Source organism: Burkholderia sp. SRS-25 (assembly GCF_004343765.1).
In the GTDB taxonomy this organism is placed as follows: Bacteria; Pseudomonadota; Gammaproteobacteria; order Burkholderiales; family Burkholderiaceae; genus Burkholderia; species Burkholderia contaminans.
Map to the genome: position 1 here is coordinate 341348 of NZ_PTXM01000006.1, position 22364 is coordinate 363711.

General features: G+C 63.5%; 24 protein-coding genes. 16 read left to right on the forward strand and 8 right to left on the reverse strand.

From position 1 onward, the window contains the following. Positions 1–7 precede the first annotated feature (7 nt). The 13 genes from nuoI to C5O79_RS10200 all read left to right on the forward strand — a co-directional run bounded on the left by nuoI (position 8) and on the right by C5O79_RS10200 (position 11513). Positions 8–496, forward strand: a complete 489-nt coding sequence (nuoI, locus tag C5O79_RS10140) for an NADH-quinone oxidoreductase subunit NuoI (protein ID WP_011352695.1) — start codon at positions 8–10, stop codon at positions 494–496. 112 nt (positions 497–608) lie between these two features. Beyond that, positions 609–1259: an NADH-quinone oxidoreductase subunit J gene (locus C5O79_RS10145; RefSeq protein ID WP_046544750.1), complete on the forward strand. Its 651-nt coding sequence runs from the start codon at positions 609–611 to the stop codon at positions 1257–1259. Positions 1260–1276: 17 nt separating this feature from the next. Then, positions 1277–1582 (forward strand): NADH-quinone oxidoreductase subunit NuoK, encoded by a 306-nt coding sequence (gene nuoK / locus C5O79_RS10150; RefSeq protein ID WP_006478272.1) that lies wholly within the window; start codon positions 1277–1279, stop codon positions 1580–1582. 17 nt (positions 1583–1599) lie between these two features. After that, a complete protein-coding gene (nuoL, locus tag C5O79_RS10155) occupies positions 1600–3654 on the forward strand; it encodes an NADH-quinone oxidoreductase subunit L (RefSeq protein WP_039370608.1) in 2055 nt (684 codons plus the stop codon). Positions 3655–3670: 16 nt separating this feature from the next. Next, entirely contained in the window at positions 3671–5161 is a 1491-nt protein-coding gene (locus tag C5O79_RS10160; protein WP_021162817.1) for an NADH-quinone oxidoreductase subunit M, read from the forward strand. Between the two features lie 39 nt (positions 5162–5200). Beyond that, entirely contained in the window at positions 5201–6655 is a 1455-nt protein-coding gene (gene nuoN, locus C5O79_RS10165) for an NADH-quinone oxidoreductase subunit NuoN (protein ID WP_039370611.1), read from the forward strand. Then, positions 6655–6951 carry a DUF2818 family protein gene (locus C5O79_RS10170; RefSeq protein WP_046544751.1) on the forward strand — a complete coding sequence of 99 codons (297 nt, stop codon included), beginning with the start codon at positions 6655–6657 and terminating at the stop codon, positions 6949–6951. Before nuoN ends, C5O79_RS10170 begins: the two co-directional genes overlap by 1 nt. A gap of 36 nt (positions 6952–6987) precedes the next feature. Then, positions 6988–7578: an NUDIX hydrolase gene (locus C5O79_RS10175; RefSeq protein ID WP_046544752.1), complete on the forward strand. Its 591-nt coding sequence runs from the start codon at positions 6988–6990 to the stop codon at positions 7576–7578. Between the two features lie 136 nt (positions 7579–7714). Continuing rightward, positions 7715–8137, forward strand: a complete 423-nt coding sequence (locus tag C5O79_RS10180; RefSeq protein ID WP_046544753.1) for a DUF1178 family protein — start codon at positions 7715–7717, stop codon at positions 8135–8137. 54 nt (positions 8138–8191) lie between these two features. Beyond that, a complete protein-coding gene (locus C5O79_RS10185; RefSeq protein ID WP_047852395.1) occupies positions 8192–9388 on the forward strand; it encodes an acyl-CoA dehydrogenase family protein in 1197 nt (398 codons plus the stop codon). A gap of 19 nt (positions 9389–9407) precedes the next feature. Then, positions 9408–10541: an acyl-CoA dehydrogenase gene (locus C5O79_RS10190; protein WP_046544755.1), complete on the forward strand. Its 1134-nt coding sequence runs from the start codon at positions 9408–9410 to the stop codon at positions 10539–10541. A 37-nt stretch (positions 10542–10578) separates the two neighbouring features. Continuing rightward, positions 10579–11040 (forward strand): MaoC family dehydratase, encoded by a 462-nt coding sequence (locus C5O79_RS10195; RefSeq protein WP_131931350.1) that lies wholly within the window; start codon positions 10579–10581, stop codon positions 11038–11040. Next, complete coding sequence (locus tag C5O79_RS10200) at positions 11037–11513, forward strand: MaoC family dehydratase (protein WP_039370625.1); 477 nt, start codon at positions 11037–11039, stop codon at positions 11511–11513. Before C5O79_RS10195 ends, C5O79_RS10200 begins: the two co-directional genes overlap by 4 nt. A 47-nt stretch (positions 11514–11560) precedes the next feature. Here C5O79_RS10200 and C5O79_RS10205 read toward each other — a convergent pair whose 3' ends face one another. Further along, positions 11561–12253 (reverse strand): glutathione binding-like protein, encoded by a 693-nt coding sequence (locus tag C5O79_RS10205; RefSeq protein ID WP_039370627.1) that lies wholly within the window; start codon positions 12251–12253, stop codon positions 11561–11563. A gap of 242 nt (positions 12254–12495) precedes the next feature. Beyond that, positions 12496–13287, reverse strand: coding sequence for an enoyl-CoA hydratase (locus C5O79_RS10210; RefSeq protein ID WP_069248459.1), 792 nt, complete (start codon positions 13285–13287; stop codon positions 12496–12498). A 202-nt stretch (positions 13288–13489) separates the two neighbouring features. Between C5O79_RS10210 and C5O79_RS10215 the strand changes: the two genes are divergently transcribed. Next, on the forward strand, positions 13490–14146 hold the full coding sequence (locus C5O79_RS10215; RefSeq protein ID WP_046544757.1) for a glutathione S-transferase: 657 nt from the start codon (positions 13490–13492) through the stop codon (positions 14144–14146). Positions 14147–14188: 42 nt separating this feature from the next. On the opposite strand, the gene C5O79_RS10220 is transcribed toward C5O79_RS10215, so the two are convergent. Together C5O79_RS10220 and C5O79_RS10225 are read right to left on the reverse strand one after the other, a co-directional pair. Then, a complete protein-coding gene (locus tag C5O79_RS10220) occupies positions 14189–15361 on the reverse strand; it encodes a pyridoxal phosphate-dependent aminotransferase (protein WP_122474201.1) in 1173 nt (390 codons plus the stop codon). A gap of 33 nt (positions 15362–15394) precedes the next feature. Further along, a complete protein-coding gene (locus tag C5O79_RS10225) occupies positions 15395–15892 on the reverse strand; it encodes a putative toxin-antitoxin system toxin component, PIN family (protein WP_131931352.1) in 498 nt (165 codons plus the stop codon). Positions 15893–15949: 57 nt separating this feature from the next. Between C5O79_RS10225 and yaaA the strand changes: the two genes are divergently transcribed. Both yaaA and C5O79_RS10235 read left to right on the forward strand, forming a co-directional pair. Continuing rightward, the gene (gene yaaA / locus C5O79_RS10230; protein WP_039370644.1) at positions 15950–16732 is read left to right on the forward strand and encodes a peroxide stress protein YaaA; all 783 of its coding nucleotides are present in this window, start codon (positions 15950–15952) and stop codon (positions 16730–16732) included. Positions 16733–16869: 137 nt separating this feature from the next. Then, complete coding sequence (locus C5O79_RS10235; protein ID WP_046544760.1) at positions 16870–18024, forward strand: M14-type cytosolic carboxypeptidase; 1155 nt, start codon at positions 16870–16872, stop codon at positions 18022–18024. A gap of 83 nt (positions 18025–18107) precedes the next feature. Here the strand turns inward: C5O79_RS10235 and C5O79_RS10240 are convergent, their stop codons facing one another. The 4 genes from C5O79_RS10240 to C5O79_RS10255 all read right to left on the reverse strand — a co-directional run bounded on the left by C5O79_RS10240 (position 18108) and on the right by C5O79_RS10255 (position 21920). Continuing rightward, positions 18108–18761, reverse strand: a complete 654-nt coding sequence (locus C5O79_RS10240; protein ID WP_046546272.1) for a hypothetical protein — start codon at positions 18759–18761, stop codon at positions 18108–18110. Between the two features lie 139 nt (positions 18762–18900). After that, the gene (locus C5O79_RS10245) at positions 18901–19575 is read right to left on the reverse strand and encodes an energy-coupling factor ABC transporter permease (RefSeq protein ID WP_011352675.1); all 675 of its coding nucleotides are present in this window, start codon (positions 19573–19575) and stop codon (positions 18901–18903) included. A 75-nt stretch (positions 19576–19650) separates the two neighbouring features. Beyond that, complete coding sequence (locus C5O79_RS10250) at positions 19651–20487, reverse strand: response regulator transcription factor (RefSeq protein ID WP_046544761.1); 837 nt, start codon at positions 20485–20487, stop codon at positions 19651–19653. Positions 20488–20702: 215 nt separating this feature from the next. Next, complete coding sequence (locus C5O79_RS10255; protein ID WP_122474200.1) at positions 20703–21920, reverse strand: DUF2863 family protein; 1218 nt, start codon at positions 21918–21920, stop codon at positions 20703–20705. Positions 21921–22364: the final 444 nt, after the last annotated feature.

Here is a 22364-nt window from a genome sequence, read left to right on the forward strand (position 1 = left end):
CGAAATCATGAGCGCAATCCAACACTTCTTTAAGACCTTCTTCCTGACCGAGCTCCTGCAGGGGCTCGCGCTGACCGGCCGTTACACGTTCAAGCGCAAGGTCACCGTGCAGTTCCCGGAAGAAAAGACGCCGATTTCGCCGCGCTTCCGCGGGCTGCACGCACTGCGCCGCTACGAAAACGGCGAAGAGCGCTGCATCGCGTGCAAGCTGTGCGAGGCCGTATGCCCCGCGATGGCGATCACGATCGAATCGGAAACGCGCGCGGACAACACGCGCCGCACGACGCGCTACGACATCGACCTGACGAAGTGCATCTTCTGCGGTTTCTGCGAAGAGAGCTGCCCGGTCGATTCGATCGTCGAGACGCAGATTCTCGAGTACCACGGCGAAAAGCGCGGCGACCTGTATTTCACCAAGGAAATGCTGCTCGCGGTGGGCGATCGCTACGAGAAGGACATCGCCGCGGCGAAGGCTGCCGACGCGCCGTATCGTTGATTGTGTTTGCAGTGCCGGCCCGAAGCCAGGGCCGAGCCGCCGCGACGGGTGCGGCACGCGAGAGCGTCCCGCAAGCCGCGCCTGACTATGGCCTAACGATGAACCGGTAATCATGGAATTCACGACCGTACTGTTCTACATCTTCGCGCTGCTCCTGGTGGTATCAGGGCTGAAGGTGATCACTTCGCGCAACCCGGTGGCGTCTGCGCTTTTCCTTGTGCTGGCGTTCTTCAACGCCGCCGCGATCTGGATGCTGCTGGAAGCGGAGTTCCTCGCGATCCTGCTGGTGCTGGTCTACGTGGGCGCCGTGATGGTGCTGTTCCTGTTCGTCGTGATGATGCTGGACATCAACATCGACTACCTGCGCCGCGACTTCAAGCGCTTTGTGCCGATGGCGACCGTGGTCGGCGCGATCATCGTGATCGAAACGGCGCTGATCCTGTGGCGCGGCTACGGCGACACGCAGACGGTGCACGCGATGGCCACAGGCGAGATGGCCAACTGGTCGAACACGCGCCTGATCGGCAAGGTGATCTACACCGACTACATCTTCGCGTTTGAAATCGCCGGCCTCGTGCTGCTGGTCGCGATCATTGCCGCGATCGGGCTGACCGAGCGCAAGGGCAAGGACAGCAAGCGCCAGCGCGTGTCGGATCAGGTCAAGGTGCGCCGCAACGACCGCGTGCGCCTCGTGAAGATGGAAGCGGAAAAGCCGCAGCCGGAAACGGCGCAGAGCGAAGCCGGTTCGGGCACCAACGGCTAAGCGGAGGAAAAGAAAACATGCTGACTCTTGCTCATTACCTCGTGCTCGGCGCGATCCTCTTTGCGATCGCGATCGTCGGGATTTTCCTGAACCGTCGCAACGTCATCATCATCCTGATGTCGATCGAACTGATGCTGCTGGCGGTGAACACCAACTTCGTCGCGTTTTCGCATTACCTCGGCGATGTGCACGGCCAGATCTTCGTGTTCTTCGTGCTGACGGTCGCCGCAGCGGAAGCCGCGATCGGCCTCGCGATTCTGGTGACCCTGTTCCGTAAGCTCGACACGATCAATGTCGAGGATCTCGATCAGCTCAAAGGTTAATTTCAGGCAACGCTGTTATGTCAACGACACTCAATGAAAACCTGCTGCTGGCGATTCCGCTCGCTCCGCTGGCCGGCTCGCTGATTGCGGGGCTGTTCGGGAACGCAGTCGGGCGCAAGGGCGCACACCGGATCACGATCCTCGGCGTAATGATCGCGTTCCTCCTGTCGGCGAAAGTCTTCTTCGACGTGATGGGCGGCGCAAGCTTCAACGCGACCGTCTACGAATGGATGAACGTCGGTTCGCTGAAGCTCGAAGTCGGCTTCCTCGTCGATTCGCTGACCGCGATGATGATGGTCGTCGTGACCTTCGTCTCGCTGATGGTGCACGTGTACACGATCGGCTACATGGCGGAAGAAGACGGCTACCAGCGCTTCTTCTCGTACATCTCGCTGTTCACGTTCTCGATGCTGATGCTCGTGATGAGCAACAACTTCCTGCAGCTGTTCTTCGGCTGGGAAGCGGTGGGTCTGGTGTCGTACCTGCTGATCGGCTTCTACTTCACGCGTGAGAGCGCGATCTACGCGAACATGAAGGCGTTCCTCGTGAACCGCGTGGGCGACTTCGGCTTCCTGCTCGGCATCGGCCTGCTGCTCGCATTCGCCGGCTCGATGAACTACGGCGAAGTGTTCGCAAAGCGCGCGGAACTCGCGAGCCTGCACTTCCCGGGCACCGACTGGGGCCTGCTGACCGTCGCCTGTATCTGCCTGTTCATCGGCGCGATGGGTAAGTCGGCACAGTTCCCGCTGCACGTGTGGCTGCCGGACTCGATGGAAGGCCCGACCCCGATCTCCGCGCTGATTCACGCGGCGACGATGGTCACCGCCGGCATCTTCATGGTGTCGCGCATGTCGCCGCTGTTCGAGCTGTCGGATACCGCGCTGTCGTTCATCACGGTGATCGGCGCGATCACGGCGCTCTTCATGGGTTTCCTCGGGATCGTCCAGAACGACATCAAGCGCGTGGTCGCATACTCGACGCTGTCGCAGCTCGGCTACATGACCGTCGCGCTCGGCGTGTCCGCTTACCCGGTCGCCGTGTTCCACCTGATGACGCACGCGTTCTTCAAGGCGCTGCTGTTCCTCGGCGCCGGCTCGGTCATCATGGGCATGCACCACGACCAGGACATGCGCAACATGGGCGGCCTGCGCAAGTACATGCCGATCACGTGGATCACGTCGCTCGTCGGTTCGCTCGCGCTGATCGGTACGCCGTTCTTCTCGGGCTTCTACTCGAAGGACTCGATCATCGACGCGGTGAAGCTGTCGCACCTGCCGGGTTCGGGCTTCGCGTACTTCGCGGTCGTCGCGAGCGTGTTCGTGACGGCGCTGTACTCGTTCCGCATGTACTTCCTGGTGTTCCACGGCGAAGAGCGCTTCCGCAAGCCGAAGCATCCGGAATCGCCGATGGGCATGGCGGCCGCGCACGGCCACGACGACCACGGCCATGGCCACGGTCATGACGACCACGCGCACGAACCGCACGAGACCCCGTGGGTCGTGTGGGTGCCGCTGGTCCTGCTGGCGATCCCGTCGGTCATCATCGGTGCGATCGCGATCAGCCCGATGCTGTTTGGCGACTTCTTCCAGCACGGCGTTGCATTCGACAAGGTGATCTTCATCGGCGAAAACCATCCGGCCCTGGCCGAGATGGCCGAGGAGTTCCACGGCTGGGTGGGCATGGGCCTGCACTCGGTGTCGGGCCTGCCGGTCTGGCTCGCACTCGCCGGTGTCGTTGTCGCGTGGTTCCTGTACCTGAAGCGTCCGGAACTGCCGGCGTCGATCCGCCGCGCGTTCGGCCCGATCTACACGCTGCTGGACAACAAGTACTACATGGACAAGATCAACGAAGTGGTGTTCGCCCGTGGTTCGGTGGCGATCGGCCGCGGCCTGTGGAAGGAGGGTGACGTCGTGGTGATCGACGGCCTCGTCAACGGCAGCGCCCGGTTCATCGGCTGGTTCGCCGGCGTGATCCGCTTCCTCCAATCCGGTTACATCTATCACTACGCGTTCGCCATGATCATCGGCATGCTGGGGCTCCTGACCCTGTTTGTAACGCTCGGCGGCAAATAAGGCGGGGGACAACTTAATGCACGCTTTTCCGATTCTCAGTACCGCGATCTGGCTGCCGATCGTTTTCGGCCTCCTCGTGCTTGCGGTGGGTAACGACAAAAATCCGGGGACGGCCCGCTGGATCGCGCTGATCGGTTCGCTGCTCGGCCTTGCGGTCACGATCCCGCTGATCACGGGCTTCGACTCGAGCACGGCTGCGTTGCAGTTCGTCGAGAAGTCGACCTGGATCGAACGCTTCGACATCGCGTATCACCTCGGCGTCGACGGCATCTCGATGTGGTTCGTCGTGCTGACCGCGCTGATCACGGTGATCGTCGTGATCGCCGCATGGGAAGTGATCACTGAGAACGTCGCGCAGTACCTCGCGGCGTTCCTGATCCTGTCCGGGATCATGATCGGCGTCTTCTCGGCGGCCGACGGCCTGCTGTTCTACGTGTTCTTCGAAGCGACCCTGATCCCGATGTACATCATCATCGGCGTGTGGGGTGGCCCGAACCGCGTGTATGCGGCCTTCAAGTTCTTCCTGTACACGCTGGCCGGCTCGTTGCTGATGCTGGTCGCGCTGATCTACCTGTACACGGAAACGCATTCGTTCGACCTCGCGACGTGGCAGAACGCCAAGATCGCGATGACGCCGCAGATACTGTTGTTCATTGCGTTCTTCCTCGCGTTCGCGGTGAAGGTGCCGATGTGGCCGGTCCACACCTGGCTGCCGGACGCGCACGTGGAAGCGCCGACGGGCGGCTCGGTCGTGCTGGCTGCGATCATGCTGAAGCTCGGCGCATACGGTTTCCTGCGGTTCTCGCTGCCGATCACGCCTGACGCGAGCCATTTCCTGGCGCCCGTCGTGATCACGCTGTCGCTGATCGCGGTGATCTACATCGGCCTCGTCGCGATGGTGCAGGCCGACATGAAGAAGCTGGTCGCGTATTCGTCGATCGCGCACATGGGCTTCGTCACGCTCGGCTTCTTCATCTTCAACCAGCTCGGCGTCGAAGGCGCGATCATCCAGATGATCTCGCACGGCTTCGTGTCGGGCGCGATGTTCCTCTGCATCGGCGTGCTGTACGACCGCGTGCACTCGCGCCAGATCGCCGACTACGGTGGCGTCGTCAACGTGATGCCGAAGTTCGCGGCCTTCGCGATGCTGTTCTCGATGGCCAACTGCGGCCTGCCGGGTACGTCGGGTTTCGTCGGTGAGTTCATGGTGATTCTCGCTGCCGTCCAGTACAACTTCTGGATCGCATTCGGCGCGGCATTCACGCTGATCCTCGGCGCGGCCTACACGCTGTGGATGTACAAGCGCGTGTACTTCGGCGCGGTTGCGAACGATCACGTTGCCAAGCTGAAGGACATCGGCCGTCGCGAATTCCTGATGCTGGCCGTGCTCGCCGCGTTCACGCTGCTGATGGGCCTGTATCCGAAGCCTTTCACCGACGTGATGCACGTTTCCGTGGAAAACCTCCTCTCCCACGTCGCGCAGTCGAAGCTGCCGCTGGCCCAGTAATCGCGAGCGGAGGAACTCAAGATCATGCAAAACGCCCCTATGAATGTTCTGTTGCCTGACGCGCTGGTGCTGGCCGCCATCGTCGTCGCATGGCTGAACGACACCTTTACCGGCGCCTCCGGCCGCCGCCTGACTTATCTGATCGCGGTCGTATCGTCGGTCGTCGCCGGCGTGTGGTTCGCGGTGCAGGCACTCGACCCGCAGCAGTACTACTTCTTCTCGAAGATGGTCGTCGTCGACTCGTTCGCGAGCATGATGAAGGCTGTCGTGTCGTTCGGTTTCGCGGTCTCGCTCGTCTATTCGCGCAAGTACCTCGAAGATCGCGACATGTTCCGGGGTGACGTGTTCCTGCTCGGCATGTTCTCGCTGCTCGGTCAGCTGGTCATGGTGTCGGGCAACAACTTCCTGACGCTGTACCTCGGTCTCGAACTGATGTCGCTGTCGCTGTACGCCGTCATCGCGCTGCGCCGCGATGCCGCACAGTCGAGCGAAGCTGCGATGAAGTACTACGTGCTGGGCGCGCTCGCGTCGGGTTTCGTGCTCTACGGCATCTCGATGCTGTACGGTGCGACCGGCTCGCTCGAGCTGGGCGAAGTGTACAAGGCGGTCGGCGGCAATACCGACGCAGCCGTGCTGATGTTCGGCGTAGTCTTCATCGTCGCCGGTATCGCGTTCAAGCTCGGCGCCGTGCCGTTCCACATGTGGGTGCCGGACGTCTACCAGGGCGCACCGACCGCGATGACGCTGTTCGTCGGCGGCGGCCCGAAGGTTGCCGCGTTCGCGTGGGGCCTGCGCTTCCTGGTGATGGGCCTGCTGCCGCTCGCACAGAACTGGCAGACCGCGCTCGTGATCCTGGCCGCACTGTCGCTGATCGTCGGCAACATCACGGGTATCGTCCAGCGCAACATCAAGCGGATGCTTGCGTACTCGGCGATCTCGAACATGGGCTTCGTCCTGCTCGGCCTGCTCGCAGGCATCGTGAAGGGCGACGCAACGGCACCGGCGAACGCATACAGCTCGGCGATGTTCTACGCGATCGTCTACCTGATCACGACGCTCGGCTCGTTCGGCGTGGTGATGCTGCTCGCACGCCGCGATTTCGAAGCCGAAACGATCGACGACTTCAAGGGCCTCAACAAGCGCAGCCCGGTGTTCGCGTTCGTGATGATGGTCATGATGTTCTCGCTGGCCGGTATTCCGCCGACCGTCGGCTTCTACGCGAAGCTCGCCGTGCTCGAGGCGACCGTCAACGCGGGCCTCACGTGGCTGGCCGTGCTGGCCGTGATCACGTCGCTGTTCGGCGCGTTCTACTACCTGCGCATCGTGAAGCTGATGTACTTCGATGCACCGCAGGATACGACGCCGATCTCGGGCGATTTCTGCAAGCGCACGATCCTCGTGCTGAACGGCCTCGCGGTCGTCGCGCTCGGCCTGATCCCGAGCCCGCTGCTGACGGCCTGCCTGCAGGCAATTCGTCACACGCTGCCGCTGTAATGTCGGCAGCCGGCTGGTTTATCGTGCTGTTGGCGCTCGTCTGCGCCAACCTGCCGTTCCTGAACCAACGCCTCTTCGCCGTCGTGCCGTTCGGCACGGCGAAGAAGAGCGGGTGGGTGCGGATCGGCGAGCTGATCGTGCTGTACTTCATCGTTGGCGCGCTCGGCTTCTGGCTCGAGTCGCGCGCCGGCAACCGCTTCGAACAGGGCTGGCAGTTCTACGCGATCACGTTCAGTCTTTTCGTCGTGTTCGCGTTTCCCGGCTTCACGTTCCAGTATCTCGTCAAACGACGCTGACGGCTTCGGCCGTCGCGCTCACTCCCGGAGCCGCCGATGGCCGAACTACCCAATCACGACGCCGCACTGACCGAAACCTGCCTCGAAAGCGAGGCGATCTTCGAAGGCTCGTTCCTCAAGCTCAAGCGCGATACCGTCCGCCTGCCGGATGGCAAGAAAGCCACGCGCGAATACGTCCAGCATCCGGGCGCGGTAATGGTGATCCCACTGTTCGACGATGGCCGCGTGCTGATGGAAAGCCAGTATCGCTACCCGATCGGCAAGGTGATGGCCGAATTTCCGGCCGGCAAGCTCGATCCGAACGAAGGCGCGCTCGCATGCGCGGTGCGCGAACTGCGCGAAGAAACCGGCTACACGGCACGCGAGTACGTGTTCCTCGCCCGGATTCACCCGATCATTTCCTATTCGACCGAATTCATCGACCTGTACCTGGCGCGCGGGCTGACAGCCGGCGAGCGCAAGCTCGATGAAGGCGAATTCCTCGAGACCTTCACTGCGACGCAGGCCGATCTGCAGGAATGGGTGCGCACGGGCCAGATCTCCGACGTGAAGACGATCATCGGCACGATGTGGCTCGAAAAGGTGTTGTCCGGGACGTGGCCGCTCGGGCCGGTCCTGACGCCCTGAGCGCGGCGTCAGCGGCCGGTTGGGCGCCGCGTTACAATCCGGTGACGCGGCGCCACCGCGTCGCGCGATCGATATTTAGCACGACCGTTCACAAAACCGCTTTTTGCGCTACACTCGCCACACGCCCTGATTCAGCATGAAGGTCCTCGATTTACAGTGCCCGCACGGTCATCGGTTCGAAGGCTGGTTCGCTTCCGCCGATGAATTCGAAGCGCAGTTGTCCCGCAAGCTGGTCGAATGTCCGGTGTGCGGAACGACCGAGGTCAACCGTCTGCCGTCGGCGCCCCGCCTGAACTTGTCGGGCGCGACGCAGGCCCAGCCGGTCGATTCGCGTGCACTGCAGGCGCAGGTAATGCGTGCGCTGCGCGAGGTGCTGGAGAAAACCGAGAATGTGGGCGAGCGCTTCGCCGAGGAAGCGCGGCGCATCCATTACAACGAGGCGCCGGCACGCAGCATTCGTGGCGTCACGACGCCCGAAGATGCGCAATCCTTGGCCGAAGAAGGCATCGACGTGATGCCGCTGCCGATTCCAGCCGCGCTCAAAGAACCGCTGCAATGAAACATGCAGTGAGTCCTTGCCGGGCCGGACGGCTGCGGACAGGAGACACTGCGCATGGATCTGGATTATTCCCCCTCGGACGACGCGTTCCGCGTCGACGTCCGCGCCTGGCTTGAGGCCAACCTGCCTCACGCGCTGCGCGCCAAAGTACTCGATCACAAACGACTCGATCGCGAGGATTTCGCGAGCTGGCACCGGATTCTCGGCCAGCGTGGCTGGTCTGCGCCCGCATGGCCGGTCGAATACGGCGGCCCGGGCTGGAATGCGACGCAACGACACATCTGGGATGAGGAGTGCGCGCGGATCGGCGCGCCGACCGTGCTGCCGTTCGGCGTATCGATGGTTGCGCCGGTGTTGATGAAATACGGCAGCGAAGCGCAGAAACGTCATTATCTGCCGCGCATTCTCGACGGGTCGGACTGGTGGTGCCAGGGCTATTCGGAGCCGGGTTCGGGATCCGACCTCGCATCGTTGCGCACGCGCGCGGAGCGTCAGGGCGACCACTACGTCGTCAATGGCCAGAAGACCTGGACGACGCTCGGCCAGTACGCAGACATGATGTTCTGTCTCGTGCGTACTGATCCGGCCGCGAAGAAACAGGAAGGCATCTCGTTCCTGCTGATCGATATGAAGACGCCCGGCATCACGGTGCGCCCGATCGTCATGCTCGACGAGGACCACGAGGTCAACGAAGTGTTCTTCGAGGACGTGAAGGTGCCGGTCGAGAATCTCGTCGGCGACGAGAACCGCGGGTGGACCTACGCGAAATACCTGCTTGGCCATGAGCGCACCGGCATCGCGCGCGTCGGCTCGTCGAAGCGCGAGCTTGCGTTCCTGAAGCGCGTCGCGTCGAACCAGCGCAAGAACGGCAAGCCGTTGCTCGCCGATCCCGTGTTCGCCGCGAAGGTCGCGGCGCTCGAGGTCGAACTGATGGCGCTCGAGGTGACGGTGCTCCGCGTCGTCAGCCGCGAGACGAGCGGCAAGGGTCCGGGCCCCGAGGCGTCGATGCTGAAGATCAAGGGCACGGAAGTGCAGCAGGCGCTCACCGAGCTGATGGTCGACGCGATCGGCCCGCTCGCCGCACCGTTCGACGTGCCGTTCCTCGACGGGCAGCGCGAGCACAGCATTGCCGGCGACGACGATGCGGCACCGCTTGCCGCGTACTACTTCAATTACCGGAAGACGTCGATCTACGGCGGTTCGAACGAGATCCAGAAGAACATCATCGCGCAGATGATTCTGGGGCTGTGATCAGGGAACGGAGACAACCATGGATTTCAGCTTTACCGATGAGCAGCAACAGTTTGCCGACGCGCTGCGCCGTTATCTCGGCGAGCAATACGGCTTCGAAGCGCGCCAGGCAATCGTGCGCAGCGACGCGGGCGTGTCGGACACACAATGGAGCGCATTTGGCGAACTGGGGTTGACCGCGCTGCCCGTGCCGGACGCGCAGGGTGGCTTTGGCGGCGGCCCGGTCGACATGCTGGTCGTGATGCAGGAACTCGGCCGTGCGCTCGTGATCGAGCCGTACTGGGCAACGGCGGTGGGCGTCGAGGCGTTGCGCATCGCCGGTTCCGGCGCTGGCGAGGATGCGGCGCTGCTGGAGGCGATCGCGCAGGGGCAGAAGCGCGTGGCTGTCGCATTCCACGAACCGCATGCGCGCTACGACCTGTTCGAACTCGACACGCGCGCGCACGAGCAAGGCGGCACGTATCGGCTGACCGGCACGAAATCGGTCGTTCAGCATGGCGCCCAGGCGGATGCGTGGATCGTGCCGGCACGCGTCGATGGTGGGGGCATCGGTCTCTTCGTTGTCAAACGGGATGCCGCGAACGCGAAGGTGGTCGACTACCGGACGATCGACGGCCAGCGTGCCGCGACGATCGGGTTCGATGAAACGCCGGCGCGACTGCTGACGGGCGGTGCGCGCGACGCTGCGGCCCTCGAGCAGGTTGCCGATTACGCGACGTTCCTGCTGTGCGCGGAAGCGGTCGGCGTGCTCGACGAACTGAATCGCGCGACGGTTGAATACACGAAGACGCGCGAACAGTTCGGCGTGCCGATCGCGCGTTTCCAGGCGCTGCAGCACCGGATGGTCGACATGCTGATCCATGCCGAGCAGGCGCGTTCGCTGACCTACCTGGCAGCCGTACGCTACGCGAGCGGCGATGCCGATGCGCGGCGCAAGGCCGTGTCGGCCGCGAAAGCGCGTGTCGGCGCCGCCGCGCGCTTCGTCGGCCAGCAGGCCGTCCAGCTGCACGGCGGCATGGGCGTGACCAACGAGGTCGCCGCCGCGCACCTGTTCAAGCGGCTGACGATCATCGAGACGACGCTCGGCGACACCGATCATCATCTCGCCCGCATCGCGGCGCTGCCCGATTTCGCGCAGACCGACGCGGCGTGATGCCGACGCGAGAGCGCACCAGACAAGGAGACACCTAGTGGGCATCAGTTACGAAGACCTGGTGGTCGGCAGCACCACCGAAGTGGGCCGCTATACGTTCGAACCCGACGACATCAAGGCGTTCGCGCAACGCTACGACCCGCAGCCGTTCCACCTCGACGAAGAAGCCGGGAAAGCATCGCATTTCGGCGGGCTCGTCGCGAGCGGCTGGCATACGTGTTCGGTGTTCATGAGCCTGCTCATCAAGAAGCTCGGGTCGGACTCGACGAGCATGGGCTCGCCCGGTATCGATTCGATCCGCTGGCTCAAGCCGGTGCGCGCCGGCGACACGATCACGATGTATCAGAAGGTCCACGACAAGCGCGTGTCGGAGAGCAAGCCCGACCGCGGCATCGTGTCGACGGAGTGGGTCGGCGTGAACGGTGCCGGCGAGACGGTGATCACCCTGCATACCAAGGTGATCTTCGGGCTGCGCCATCCGGGAGGCACGCACGCATGACCGACGTGACCTTGCCGCTGATCGCATCGGCGCAGGCGCTGCAGGCGCGAGTCGGCGCAGAGCCGCTCGCGAGCGGCTGGATTGCGATCGACCAGCGTCGTGTCGATGGCTTTGCCGATGCGACCGGCGATCATCAATGGATTCACGTCGATCCCGAACGCGCGCGGCGCGAGTCGCCATTCGGCGGCCCGATCGCGCACGGGTTCCTGACGCTGTCGCTGATTCCGGCGTTGATGGCCGATGCGATGCGTTTCGAGCAGAAGATGGGGGTGAACTACGGACTGAACCGCGTGCGGTTCCTGAAGCCGGTGCCAGTGGGTGCGCGTGTGCGTGCGTTGTTTGCGGTAAAGGAAACCGCCGAGGCTGCGCGGGACGGTGTGCAGGTGACGTGGTCGGTGACGATGCAGGTCGAGCGTCCCGATGTGCCGCTGCCAGTCTGCGCGGCCGAATTCATCACGCTGCATTACTTCTGAAGCGGGGAGCGGCATGCACGGATGCCGCTCCGCCCGTCACATGCGTGTCAGTGCTTCGCGTATTGCGTCGCACCGAACAGCACCTCGCGTGCCTTGTCGTCCTGCAGCGCCTTGCGCATCGACGCGAGCACTTCGACACCGCGTTGCACGGCCGGTCGCGCGGCGATCGTGTCGTACCAGCGCTTCACGTTCGGCAATTCGTCGAGCACGATACCCTGGTTCTGCCACGAGCGCGTCCACGGGAACGTCGCAATGTCCGCGATCGTGTACGCGTCGCCCGCGAGATATTCGGATTCGCCGAGGCGCTTGTCCATCACGTTGTACAGGCGCTTTGCCTCGTTCGTGTAGCGGTTGACCGCATACTCGATCTTCTCCGGCGCATACAGGCGGAAATGGTGCGCCTGTCCGAGCATCGGGCCGACGCCGCCCATCTGGAACATCAGCCATTCGAGCGTCGCATAGCGTGCAGCCGGATCGGTCGGCAGGAACTTGCCGGTCTTCTCCGCGAGGTAGATCAGGATCGCGCCCGATTCGAACAGCGAGATCGGCTGGCCGCCGGGGCCGTCCGGATCGACGATCGCGGGAATCTTGTTGTTCGGGCTGATCTTCAGGAATTCCGGCTTGAACTGGTCGCCCGCGCCGATATCGACCGGATGGGCACGATAAGCGAGACCCGTTTCCTCGAGCATGATGTGCACCTTGTGGCCGTTCGGGGTCGCCCAGCTATAGACGTCGATCATCGTGAACTCCTATGTTGCATGCGCGAAAACGGCGCCGGCAGCGCCGCGACAGGCGGTCATTAGAGCATGGATCGATGTGGGCTGCTGGCGACGGGAACGTGCGTGCCGATGCGTATGCGTGCACGGTGCGCTACTTGGCGCCGGAGGCGATTGCGTATCGTCCCGAGTCGTCGAGACGGAGGCGTCGCCGTGCGGGTCGATGCGGCACGGCGACATGTCGATTCGAACGTGGGCGCGACCGCTCAGCGCTTGTAGCGGGGCGGACGTTTCTCGAGAAATGCGGTGATGCCTTCGAGCCCGTCCGCATGATGGAGCGACGCGACGAAATGATCGCGCTCGGTGGCGAGATGCGCATCGAGTGGTTGCGTCGTCGCGTCGTCGAGCAGCGACTTGATGCGCGTGAGTGCATTCGGCGAGATGCCGGCGAGCGCATCGGCCCATGCCAGTGCATCGGTCAGTGCCGCGCCGGGCACCGCGAGCCGGTTGACGACGCCGAGCGTGTGCAGGCGTTCGGCTGCGACAGGCTTGCCTTCGAACAGGATCTCGGCCGCGATCGCACGCGGCAGCGCGCGGGCAATGAACCACGAACCGCCTCCATCGGGTGTCAGGCCGACACGCGCGTACGACATCACGAACTTCGCGTCGTGCGCGGCGACGATCAGGTCGCACGCGAGCGCGAGCGAGAAGCCCGCGCCGGCCGCGGCGCCTTCCACCGCTGCGATCACCGGCTTCGTCGAAGCGTGGATCGCCGTTACCCATGCGGCGAGCTGATCGATGCTGTCGGCCTGGTAGGACGGATCCTTCGAGCGGTTGTCGAGCAGCCGGTTCAGATTGCCGCCCGCACAGAAAAAGCGATCGGCGCCGGTGAGCACGACCGCGCGAATCCCGGGATCCCGTTCAGCGGTGGCGAGCGCTTCGATGCCGGCCGCGTACATGTCGGGATGCAGAGCGTTGCGTGCGCCGGGATTGGATAGCGTGAGGACGAGCGTCGATTCGCTCTCGGGCGGACGCGAGGCCAGCAGTTCAGCACTCATGCGAGCGTGTCTCCATCGGATGGCGGGGCCGCGGCGCCGCACGCGTTGCGCGTGCTGATGCAGCCGATGCCTTAGCGGATGTAATGTTGTCGTGACGGACGCAAAACTTGCTTTAGACTAGCACGAACGTGCTTTTCAGCGCGATGAATCCCGATGCGGCCGACATCGATGCGGCCGCGCTTCAGCAAGGAAGGAGACTCCGATGCTACAGCTGTGCGGTATTCCGTTGTCCAACTATTACAACAAGGTGAAGTTTGTCCTGCTCGAGCACGACATTCCGTTCGAGGAGTCGGTATGTGGATTGCCGGTCAGCGATCCGGCGCAGCTCGCCGATTCGCCACTCGGCAAGATTCCCTTTCTGAAGACCGAAGAAGGCGCGCTGTTCGAGTCCCAGGTGATCATCGAGTACCTGGCGGCGCGCTATCCCGAAAAAGGCATTTTCCCGGCGAGCCCGTTCGCGGCCGCGAAGGTGCGCGAACTCATCGAGACGCTCGAACTGTATCTCGAATGGATGGCGCGCGAGGTTTACACCGAAGCGTTTTTCGGCGGCAAGGTCAGCGACGGGATGAAGGCGCACGTCGAGAAGCGCCTGCCGCGCGCGATCGATGCATTCAAGCAGATGACGCGGTTTTCGCCGTATGTGCTCGGCGAGTCGTTCGGCCTCGCGGACATTGCCGCGTGGGTCCATCTGCCGGTTATCGGCATGGCGACGAAAGCCGTATTCGGACGCGATTTCCTGCTCGATGCAGGCATCGACTGGAAGGCCCATGCGAAGAAGGTGGGCGAGCGCGCTGCCGCACAGTGCGTGGCGGCCGAGCGCAAGGCGTATATCGACGCGACGAGCGTCGCGCGTTCGTAAGCGCGACTCCCGCAGGGCGGTGTGCGACCGCCCACGCGGGTCTTACAGGCGTGCGAGCCGTTCGAGCGCGGACGCGAGCGTGTTTTCCTGCTTCGCGAAGCAGAATCGGACGACGCCCGATTCGTGCGGCTCGTGATAGAACGCCGACACCGGAATCGCGGCCACGCCGATCTCCGACGTGAGCCACTTCGAGAATTCCGCTTCCGGCAGGTCGCTGATCGCCGAATAATCGACGCACTGGAAGTACGTGCCCGTGCAGGGCAGCAGCTTGAAGCGCGTGCGCGCGAGGCCGGCCCGGAAGAAGTCGCGCTTCTTCTGGTAGAAGTCGGCAAGCGTCAGGTACGGGGCCGGGTCGCGCAGGTAGTCGGCGAGCCCGATCTGCATCGGCGTGTTCACCGTGAACACGTTGAACTGGTGGACCTTGCGGAATTCCGCGGTCAACGCGGCAGGCGCCGCGACATAGCCGACCTTCCAGCCCGTCACGTGATAGGTCTTGCCGAAGCTCGACACGATGAAGCTGCGCGCGGCGAGTTCCGGATAGCGCGCGACGCTCTCGTGACGCGCGCCGTCATAGACCATGTGCTCGTAGACCTCGTCGGACAGGATCAGCACGTTGGTGCCGCGCACGATCTCCTCGAGCTTGCGCATGTCCGACTCGCGCCACACGGTGCCCGTCGGGTTATGCGGTGTATTGATCAGGATCATGCGCGTTTTCGGCGTGATCGCGGCCGCCAGGCGGTCGAACGGGATCGCGTAGTCGGGCGCTTCCAGCGTGACGAACACGGGCTTGCCGCCCGCGAGTTCGATCGACGGCAGGTAGCTGTCGTAGGTCGGTTCGACGACGATCACTTCATCACCCGGATGCACCGTGCACATGATCGCGGTCAGCAACGCCTGCGTCGCGCCGGCCGTGACGGTGATTTCGGCCGCCGGATCGTAACGCCGACCGTAGACCTGCGCGATCTTGTCTGCGATCGCGTCGCGCAGCGGCGCGACTCCGGCCATCGGCGGATACTGGTTGTGCCCGTTGCGCATCGCGGCGGCAACCGCATCGATGATGCGCGGATCGCAATCGAAATCCGGAAAGCCCTGGCCGAGGTTCACCGCGCCTTTTTCCGCGGCAAGCGCGCTCATGACCGTGAAGATCGTCGTGCCGACGTTCGGCAGGCGCGAGGGGAAAACGGGAGTCGTTGGCATGTCTGAAGGAGCGTTCATCGATACGGTCGAAATCGGGTGGTGCGGCGTAGGTCAGGCCGGCGTGGTCGTCGTGTCCGGCGCGGCGTCGAGCGAGCAGGCTTCGGTAAATGGCGCGGGCTGCGCGATCCGGAAGCCGAAGTCGCGTGCGGTGCGCTTCGCGAGCTTCAGCAGCGCTCGGTCTTTCGACACGAGCCACTCGGCCTGCGCGGCGCGCGCGAGTTCGAGAAACTTCTGATCGTCGCGGTCCTTGCACTTCGGCAGCGGCGGCGCATCGGCGTCGACGGGCAGCAGCTCGACGAGACTCGCTAGCCGGGCGACGGTCGCGAGTGCGGCCGCCTTGTCGATGGCGCGCGACTGGAACTGCGGATAGCCGAGCACGTATTCGAGCTCGGTCAGGCAGCGGCGGTCGATCACGGCGGCCAGCGCGCCGCTTTCCAGCGCGGCCCGGATCGGGCGCGTAGCGGGGTCGTCGAATACGAGGATGTCGATCCAGACGTTCGAGTCGAGCACGACGCGGTGCGCGGCGTGCGGGGCGAGAGAGCGGGTCATTCGTTACAATCGGTGGTTTTCGTCTGACCGCAAGGCACGGCGTGCCAGCGAGCCTCTATGATAATCGTTCTCTCTCCAGCCAAATCCCTCGACTACGATACGCCCGCGCACGTCCAGTCTTACACGAAGCCTGCATTCGTCGACGACGCGTCCGAGCTGATCGACGGCCTGCGCAAGCTGTCGCCGCAGGACATCGCGACGCTGATGGATATCTCCGATCCGCTCGCACGCCTGAATTTCCAGCGCTACGCGGACTGGTCGCGAACCTTTACCCCGGCCAACGCGAAACAGGCGGTGCTCGCGTTCAACGGTGACGTCTATGAAGGATTCGACGCCAAATCGCTGTCGTCCGCCGATCTCGACTATGCGCAGCAGCACGTGCGCGTGCTGTCGGGCCTGTACGGGCTGTTGCGTCCGCTCGACCTGCTGCAGCCGTACCGGCTCGAGATGGGTACGCGCTTCGCGAACGCGCGCGGCAAGGATCTGTACGCGTTCTGGGGCGATCGCATCACGCGGGCACTGAACGAACAGCTCGAAACCCGCAGCGGCGCGGCGCGCGTGCTGGTCAACTGCGCATCGACCGAATACTTCAAGTCGGTCAAGCCGAAACTGCTGGCCGCGCCCGTCATCACGCCGGTGTTCGAGGACTGGAAGGGCGGCCGCTACAAGATCATCAGCTTCCATGCGAAGCGTGCGCGCGGGCTGATGGCGCGTTTTATCGTCGAGAACCGTATTGCCGACCCGAAGGCGCTGAAGGATTTCACGACGGAAGGCTATGCGTTCGACGCAACCGCGTCGAACGATTCGACGTACGTATTTCGCCGGCGCGTCGGCGAGTGACCCTGTCGGCCGTTCATGAGACGGCCGGTGCATGCATGAGGCCGGACAAGCGCTACACCGTCTGTTCCGGTCGCAAGCTTTACATGGGATCGGCGTAAGCGCTAAAGCGCTAACGCCGGTCGACAAAGGAGAGACAGATGGCCCTTTCGATCACCAGCAATTTCGACGCAGGCGCAATCGACGTCGTGTCGTGCGACAGCCCCGATGCGATTCGGCTGCGCGTGCGCGGCGACACCCGCTCGGAATTCGCGCAATGGTTTTACTACCGCTTGACGGGCGCGCGCGGCGAGCGCTGCGTGATGACGTTCGAGAATGCTGCCGAATGCGCGTATCCGTCGGGCTGGCGCAATTACAGCGCGGTGGCGAGCTATGACCGGGTCGACTGGTTCCGCGTGCCGACGACGTTCGACGGCAAGACGATGACCATCGACCATACGCCGGAATTCGACAGCATCTACTACGCGTATTTCGAACCGTACTCGGAAGAGCGTCACGCGGCGTTTCTCGGCGCGGTCCAGCAGTTGCCGCAGGCGAGCGTCGTCGAACTCGGCCGCACGGTTGAAGATCGCCCGATGTCGTTGCTGACGCTCGGTACGCCGGAAACCGACGGCGCGCCGAAGAAGAAGGTGTGGATCATCGCACGCCAGCATCCCGGCGAGTCGATGGCCGAGTGGTTCGTCGAGGGCCTCGTCAAGCGGCTGGCCGGATGGGGCGACTGGGCTGGCGATCCGGTCGCGCGCAAGCTGTACGATCGTGCGACGTTCTATATCGTCCCGAACATGAACCCGGACGGCAGCGTGCATGGCAACCTGCGCACCAATGCGGCAGGCGCGAACCTGAACCGCGAGTGGATGGCGCCCGATGCCGAGCGCAGCCCCGAGGTGCTGGCCGTGCGCGATGCAATCCATGCGATCGGTTGCGACATGTTCTTCGACATTCACGGCGACGAGGATCTGCCTTATGTGTTCGTTGCCGGCTCCGAGATGCTGCCGAGCTTTACCGAGCAGCAGGGCAAGGAGCAGACCGCGTTCATCGAAGCATTCAAGGTCGCGAGCCCCGACTTCCAGACGGAGCACGGCTATGCCGCAAGCAAGTACAAGGAGGACGCGCTCAAGCTCGCGTCGAAGTACATCGGCCACCAGTTCGGCTGTTTGTCGCTGACGCTCGAGATGCCGTTCAAGGACAACGCGAACCTGCCCGACGAACGCGTCGGCTGGAATGGCGAGCGAAGCGCGGCGCTTGGCGCGGCGATGCTGGCGGCGATCCTGGTGCACGTCGATACGTTCGCGTAAGCGGAGCGTCGCCGTATGAAAAAAGCCGGGGCATCTCAGGATGCCCCGGCTTTTTTTGTTTCTGTCGATGTCGCTTCGTCGGATCAGGACTTCTTCGCGGTCTTCTTCACGACCTTCTTCTGGCCGCTCGACTTTTTCGTTGAGACGGCCTTCTTGCTGCCGGTACGGCCCGATGCCTTTGCCTTGCCCTTGCCTCGGTGCGACTTGCCCTTGAATTTCTTCGTCGATGACGAGGAGCGCTCGACGCGCGGCTTAAGCGGCGGAACCGGGTCGTTCCAGCTGAACGCGAGCATCTGCTGACCGACATAGCCGCATCGGAATTTCAGCGGTGTCGGGTCGCTGCCGTCGCTGTGGATGCCAAGGCCGTCGACAGTGACGATATTGTCGACCTTCACGCGCTGCTTGCCCTGGTCGAACGAGTCGTTCCATGGCGTGATGGTCGCGTTGCCGCTGTCGAATGCGTTCGGTGCGAAGTCAACGCGGTCGAAGGCTGACGACGTGCTGGCGATGAAGCTGCCGTGCGCTGCACAATCGGCGGCGAGCGGATCGGCATGCATTTCGTTGACGAATTTGTTGATCAGTTCGGAGCGCTGGTCGAGCAGATCGGCGAATGCCGGTGTCGGAAGCGCAAGCGACAGGCCCGCAATACAGGCTGCCAGCTTGCCGAGCGCCCGGAAAATCCGGAGCGACGCAGGAGAGCTGTCCATCTGGTTATTGGTGAGGAGCGAATGAGACATCGGGCACGTATAGATGCCCAATGAAGAACCGGAGTTCAATCTTAGCGTAAAAAAGTTGTGCGGCAGTAGATGTCGCATTCTGCCGTACTGAACGAGAGACTGTCGGCACGTGATGACGGCGCCGCCGCCGGAGGGTATTTCAGGCGCGTGGGCCGCCGAGACGGTAGCGCCGAACGTCGAAGGTCGTGACCCATGCGGGACGATAGACGGCGATGAGTGCGGTCGCCATGCCGGTGAACCATGCTTCGCCGAGTGCGAGCAGCGCGGTGTTCAGCAGATAGCCGGCGGGAATCACGACGGGAACGCCATCCGCGAGTGCGAGCTGAACCCCGGCAGCGGCAGCGGCGACCGCGATGATCGCGATGGCCGGCGACAGGAATCCCTGGCCGGTAATGAACGACGCGAGATTGTGCGGCAACCATGCGAGTGCGGCGCGCTGCAGCAATGCCGACACGGCGACCGGCAGCGCGCCGTAGATCAGATAGGTCAGGCCAATGCCCTGCCAGGGCGCATCGAAGATGATCGCGGCGACCGCCGTGACGGCGCCCATCGCGATCAGTGCGAGTGTCCAGTCGAATAGCGTGACGAGCAGCGTCGCGCCAAGCAGATGCATGACGATGCCATCTTCGAGCCACGCATTCGAGGCCCAGAGGACCGCAATGGCGGTGACGAGCGCGAGCCACACGTGCTGGAGCGTGGCGTCCTGCAGGCGCACGAAGGGACGATTCCAGATTGCGAGCGCGAGCAGGGCCACGGCGGCGATCCAGCCACCGATGCCCACCCAGAGCGGAAGCGGTGTGAAAAGAAAACCCATGCGTCCATATTACTCGTTGAGCATCAAAGGTGGGAATCCGCACACGCCGACCGTCGCAATATCGAGACTGTTTGACTAGCGTTCGCGCCGGAACCGCGCTGGCGGCTCGGCGGCGATCGGCAGGTCCTGCGCGCTATCGATCGGCGCCGGCAACGGGTACGGGCGGTCGCTCCGTTGCATACGCAGCGGAACTGGGCCCTGCTCGCCGATGGGCGGCTTGCGCGCGCGGCTGCGGTTCGCCAGCAGCACTTCGAGGTGGGGTGACAGCCAGCCGTTGTAGATCGCGACCGCGGCGGCGCGGTTGGCGGCGCCAAGCTGCTGGAAGATGCTGGCTAGGTGGATTTTGACGGTGCCTTCGCTGATGCCAAGTGTGCGAGCGATCATCTTGTTGGTGCTGCCCATGTGGACGAAGCGCATGATCTGCGCTTGCCGCGGCGACAGGAGGCCGCTCGGCCGCCGCCGGGGAAGCGACCCGGCGAGCGTCTGGAAATGGGCGTCGTAGCGCGCAGCAGCAGCAGAAGGCAGCAGGCGGAGCGCGATCGGCGGAATGTAATGCCCGCCCAACAGCACGATCTCGAGCGCACGTACGATCAGGTGCGGCCGCGTGGAATGCGGGATAACGCCGGCGACACCGTAGTTGAAGAAGCGCTGGATGGCTTCGGGCGATGTTTCGTCGACCAGGACGGCGACGGGTGTCGGCGAGCACGCGCTGCAAATCGCCTGAAGCTCGCTGAGCCGGCCGACGTCGAGCCAGTCGATCGCGACGAGGTCGAAACGCTGGTTACGCAGCAGCCTGCGCGCCTGAAAACTGTCGTGCGCATCGTTGATGCCGGCGTGACGGTCGATCTGTCGCAACAGGGCCTTCAGTCCGTCACGCCGCTCGGCGTCTGAATTGAGTATCAGGAACCGCATATTCAACCTCCTTAATGTGAGCCATTTATATCTGCCGTCTGGCATGTCTTGGGTCTGATGATGACAAAGACCTTACACGATGTCTGCTTGGCTGAAAGGCTTAGGAAAAGTATGAAATTTCGGGCGGCGGGAGGGCGGACAAGTAAAAAGCCGCTCCGGCGGGAACCGTGAGCGGCTTCAGATGGGCAGGCTGTCAGGGCCTGCTGTGCTGCGGGTCAGTGGAAGTGCGGCTGGGCGGGTGACGCGTCTTCCGGCATTTCCGCGTGGACGATTTCGCCGAGCGGATCTGCGTAGAGCGGCACGCCGCAGTCATCGCAATATTCGGGTTCGAAGCGGCCCGCGTGCCGCCGGACGTCGGTTACGCCGCATTCCTTCAGCAGACTCACGATTTCCTCGACCGGTCCTTCGATCGGCGCTTCGCCTTCGAGCGTCGCACCGTCGATCGACAGGTCGCCGTTTTCGCGACCGTACAGCGGCCACACGACGCCGTAGATTACGTCGTTGCTGGCACGCCGTGTGAAGCCGACACGGTACTCGTCGATACGGCGTTCGCCGAAGCCGGCGACCACCGCGCGCAGCTCTTGCGGTGCTGCACCAAGTGTGTCGAATAGATAACGAATGGCCGTTCGGACCGTATGTGGACGGATGCGTTCGTCCGCATCCCGGCAAGCCGAATAGTACGCGTCCGGAAGCAGGCATTCGAATTCGCAGCCGGGCAGCGCGATAGACAGGTTCGGGCCGCCCTGGGCCGTCCATTGCTCGAGGCACTGGCCGCGTTCGATCCGGCTGCCGTTTTCCTCTTCCTGCCAGCGGAACAGCGGTGCGCCGGCGGGGGCCGCAACGACGGCGAGCAGGAAGCGCGGATCGGCCAGGATCGGCGAGGTCTCGGGCAGGTCGCCGAAGCTGAGCTTGGGCGTGTGCTGGCTGATCGCCGCGTGCGCGAGCTGCTGGGCGAGCCGGTAGGTCTCGACGTGGTGTCGCGGTAGCTGGTCGATGCTGTAGAGGAACGGGGCAAGCCCGACGAGGGTCCCGTTCGCAAGGACGTGCGCCTGCAGGTGCGTTCGCAGCGCGTCGGCAACGTCGCCCTTGAGCGGGCCCGATGGAATCATGTAGCGCGTCCAGGCGAGAACCGGGACGGCGACCAGCAGCGCATCGAACGGTTGGCCGTCGTGCTCGATCACCATCGACTCGCTGTGCGTCTCGGCCATGTCGGCGAGCGCGCCATAGGCGTCGGGATGATTCTGCTGCAGATGGTCGAGCGCTGCGTCGAGCGTGGTCTGGTTGCCGTTGCGGACAATCTTGGCGAGCAGCGCATCGAGCTTCGCTTCCCAGAAGCGGTCCTCGATGCGGCTGCCCGAGGCGAAGAGCGCAAGCGACAGACCGACCAGTTTGTCGGCATCGGGGGGGAGGCGTTTGGCGATTCGCTGGCGCATATTAAAGACGTATATAGAAAGAGGCGAAGAACCTCACATTCTAGTCCGTTCTTTGCACCATAAGCGGTCTCGTGCCGACTCGTGGCCGGCCGGCCAAATTGCAGCTTTTGTAAAAGAATTGCTTCAAACCCCTTGCGCAGATCGAAGCGGGTGCTTAGAATCACGCCTCTTTCGCGCTAACGGAAACACGGCGCGGGAGAGGGAAGCAGGGTTGGCGGTGTGCTGGAGTCTGAAGCGCGCAGCCGGCCTGGAAGTTGAGCCCCGCAGTCGCAACGATGTAGTGTAAAAAGTTGTTGACGAACTGCGAAACACGGTTCATAATCTCGCTTCTCTGCTGCTGAAAACGCAGCGCTGCCGGGAAACACGAAGTTCCTCGCAGAATGCTCTTTAAAAATTAACAGCCGATAAGTGTGGGCGCTTGATGGAAGCGAGCTGATCCTCGGA

Bases quoted from the DNA above. Each gene is read 5' to 3' on its own strand.
- C5O79_RS10145 (WP_046544750.1), top strand. From the start codon at position 609: ATGGAATTCACGACCGTACTGTTCTACATCTTCGCGCTGCTCCTGGTG.
- C5O79_RS10200 (WP_039370625.1), top strand. From the start codon at position 11,037: ATGACCGACGTGACCTTGCCGCTGATCGCATCGGCGCAGGCGCTGCAG.
- C5O79_RS10225 (WP_131931352.1), bottom strand. From the start codon at position 15,892: ATGACCCGCTCTCTCGCCCCGCACGCCGCGCACCGCGTCGTGCTCGAC.
- C5O79_RS10190 (WP_046544755.1), top strand. From the start codon at position 9,408: ATGGATTTCAGCTTTACCGATGAGCAGCAACAGTTTGCCGACGCGCTG.
- nuoI (WP_011352695.1), top strand. From the start codon at position 8: ATGAGCGCAATCCAACACTTCTTTAAGACCTTCTTCCTGACCGAGCTC.
- nuoL (WP_039370608.1), top strand. From the start codon at position 1,600: ATGTCAACGACACTCAATGAAAACCTGCTGCTGGCGATTCCGCTCGCT.
- C5O79_RS10255 (WP_122474200.1), bottom strand. From the start codon at position 21,920: ATGCGCCAGCGAATCGCCAAACGCCTCCCCCCCGATGCCGACAAACTG.
- C5O79_RS10215 (WP_046544757.1), top strand. From the start codon at position 13,490: ATGCTACAGCTGTGCGGTATTCCGTTGTCCAACTATTACAACAAGGTG.
- yaaA (WP_039370644.1), top strand. From the start codon at position 15,950: ATGATAATCGTTCTCTCTCCAGCCAAATCCCTCGACTACGATACGCCC.
- C5O79_RS10170 (WP_046544751.1), top strand. From the start codon at position 6,655: ATGTCGGCAGCCGGCTGGTTTATCGTGCTGTTGGCGCTCGTCTGCGCC.
- C5O79_RS10250 (WP_046544761.1), bottom strand. From the start codon at position 20,487: ATGCGGTTCCTGATACTCAATTCAGACGCCGAGCGGCGTGACGGACTG.
- C5O79_RS10240 (WP_046546272.1), bottom strand. From the start codon at position 18,761: ATGTCTCATTCGCTCCTCACCAATAACCAGATGGACAGCTCTCCTGCG.
- nuoK (WP_006478272.1), top strand. From the start codon at position 1,277: ATGCTGACTCTTGCTCATTACCTCGTGCTCGGCGCGATCCTCTTTGCG.
- C5O79_RS10185 (WP_047852395.1), top strand. From the start codon at position 8,192: ATGGATCTGGATTATTCCCCCTCGGACGACGCGTTCCGCGTCGACGTC.
- C5O79_RS10245 (WP_011352675.1), bottom strand. From the start codon at position 19,575: ATGGGTTTTCTTTTCACACCGCTTCCGCTCTGGGTGGGCATCGGTGGC.
- C5O79_RS10220 (WP_122474201.1), bottom strand. From the start codon at position 15,361: ATGAACGCTCCTTCAGACATGCCAACGACTCCCGTTTTCCCCTCGCGC.
- C5O79_RS10180 (WP_046544753.1), top strand. From the start codon at position 7,715: ATGAAGGTCCTCGATTTACAGTGCCCGCACGGTCATCGGTTCGAAGGC.
- nuoN (WP_039370611.1), top strand. From the start codon at position 5,201: ATGAATGTTCTGTTGCCTGACGCGCTGGTGCTGGCCGCCATCGTCGTC.
- C5O79_RS10235 (WP_046544760.1), top strand. From the start codon at position 16,870: ATGGCCCTTTCGATCACCAGCAATTTCGACGCAGGCGCAATCGACGTC.
- C5O79_RS10205 (WP_039370627.1), bottom strand. From the start codon at position 12,253: ATGATCGACGTCTATAGCTGGGCGACCCCGAACGGCCACAAGGTGCAC.
- C5O79_RS10210 (WP_069248459.1), bottom strand. From the start codon at position 13,287: ATGAGTGCTGAACTGCTGGCCTCGCGTCCGCCCGAGAGCGAATCGACG.
- C5O79_RS10160 (WP_021162817.1), top strand. From the start codon at position 3,671: ATGCACGCTTTTCCGATTCTCAGTACCGCGATCTGGCTGCCGATCGTT.
- C5O79_RS10175 (WP_046544752.1), top strand. From the start codon at position 6,988: ATGGCCGAACTACCCAATCACGACGCCGCACTGACCGAAACCTGCCTC.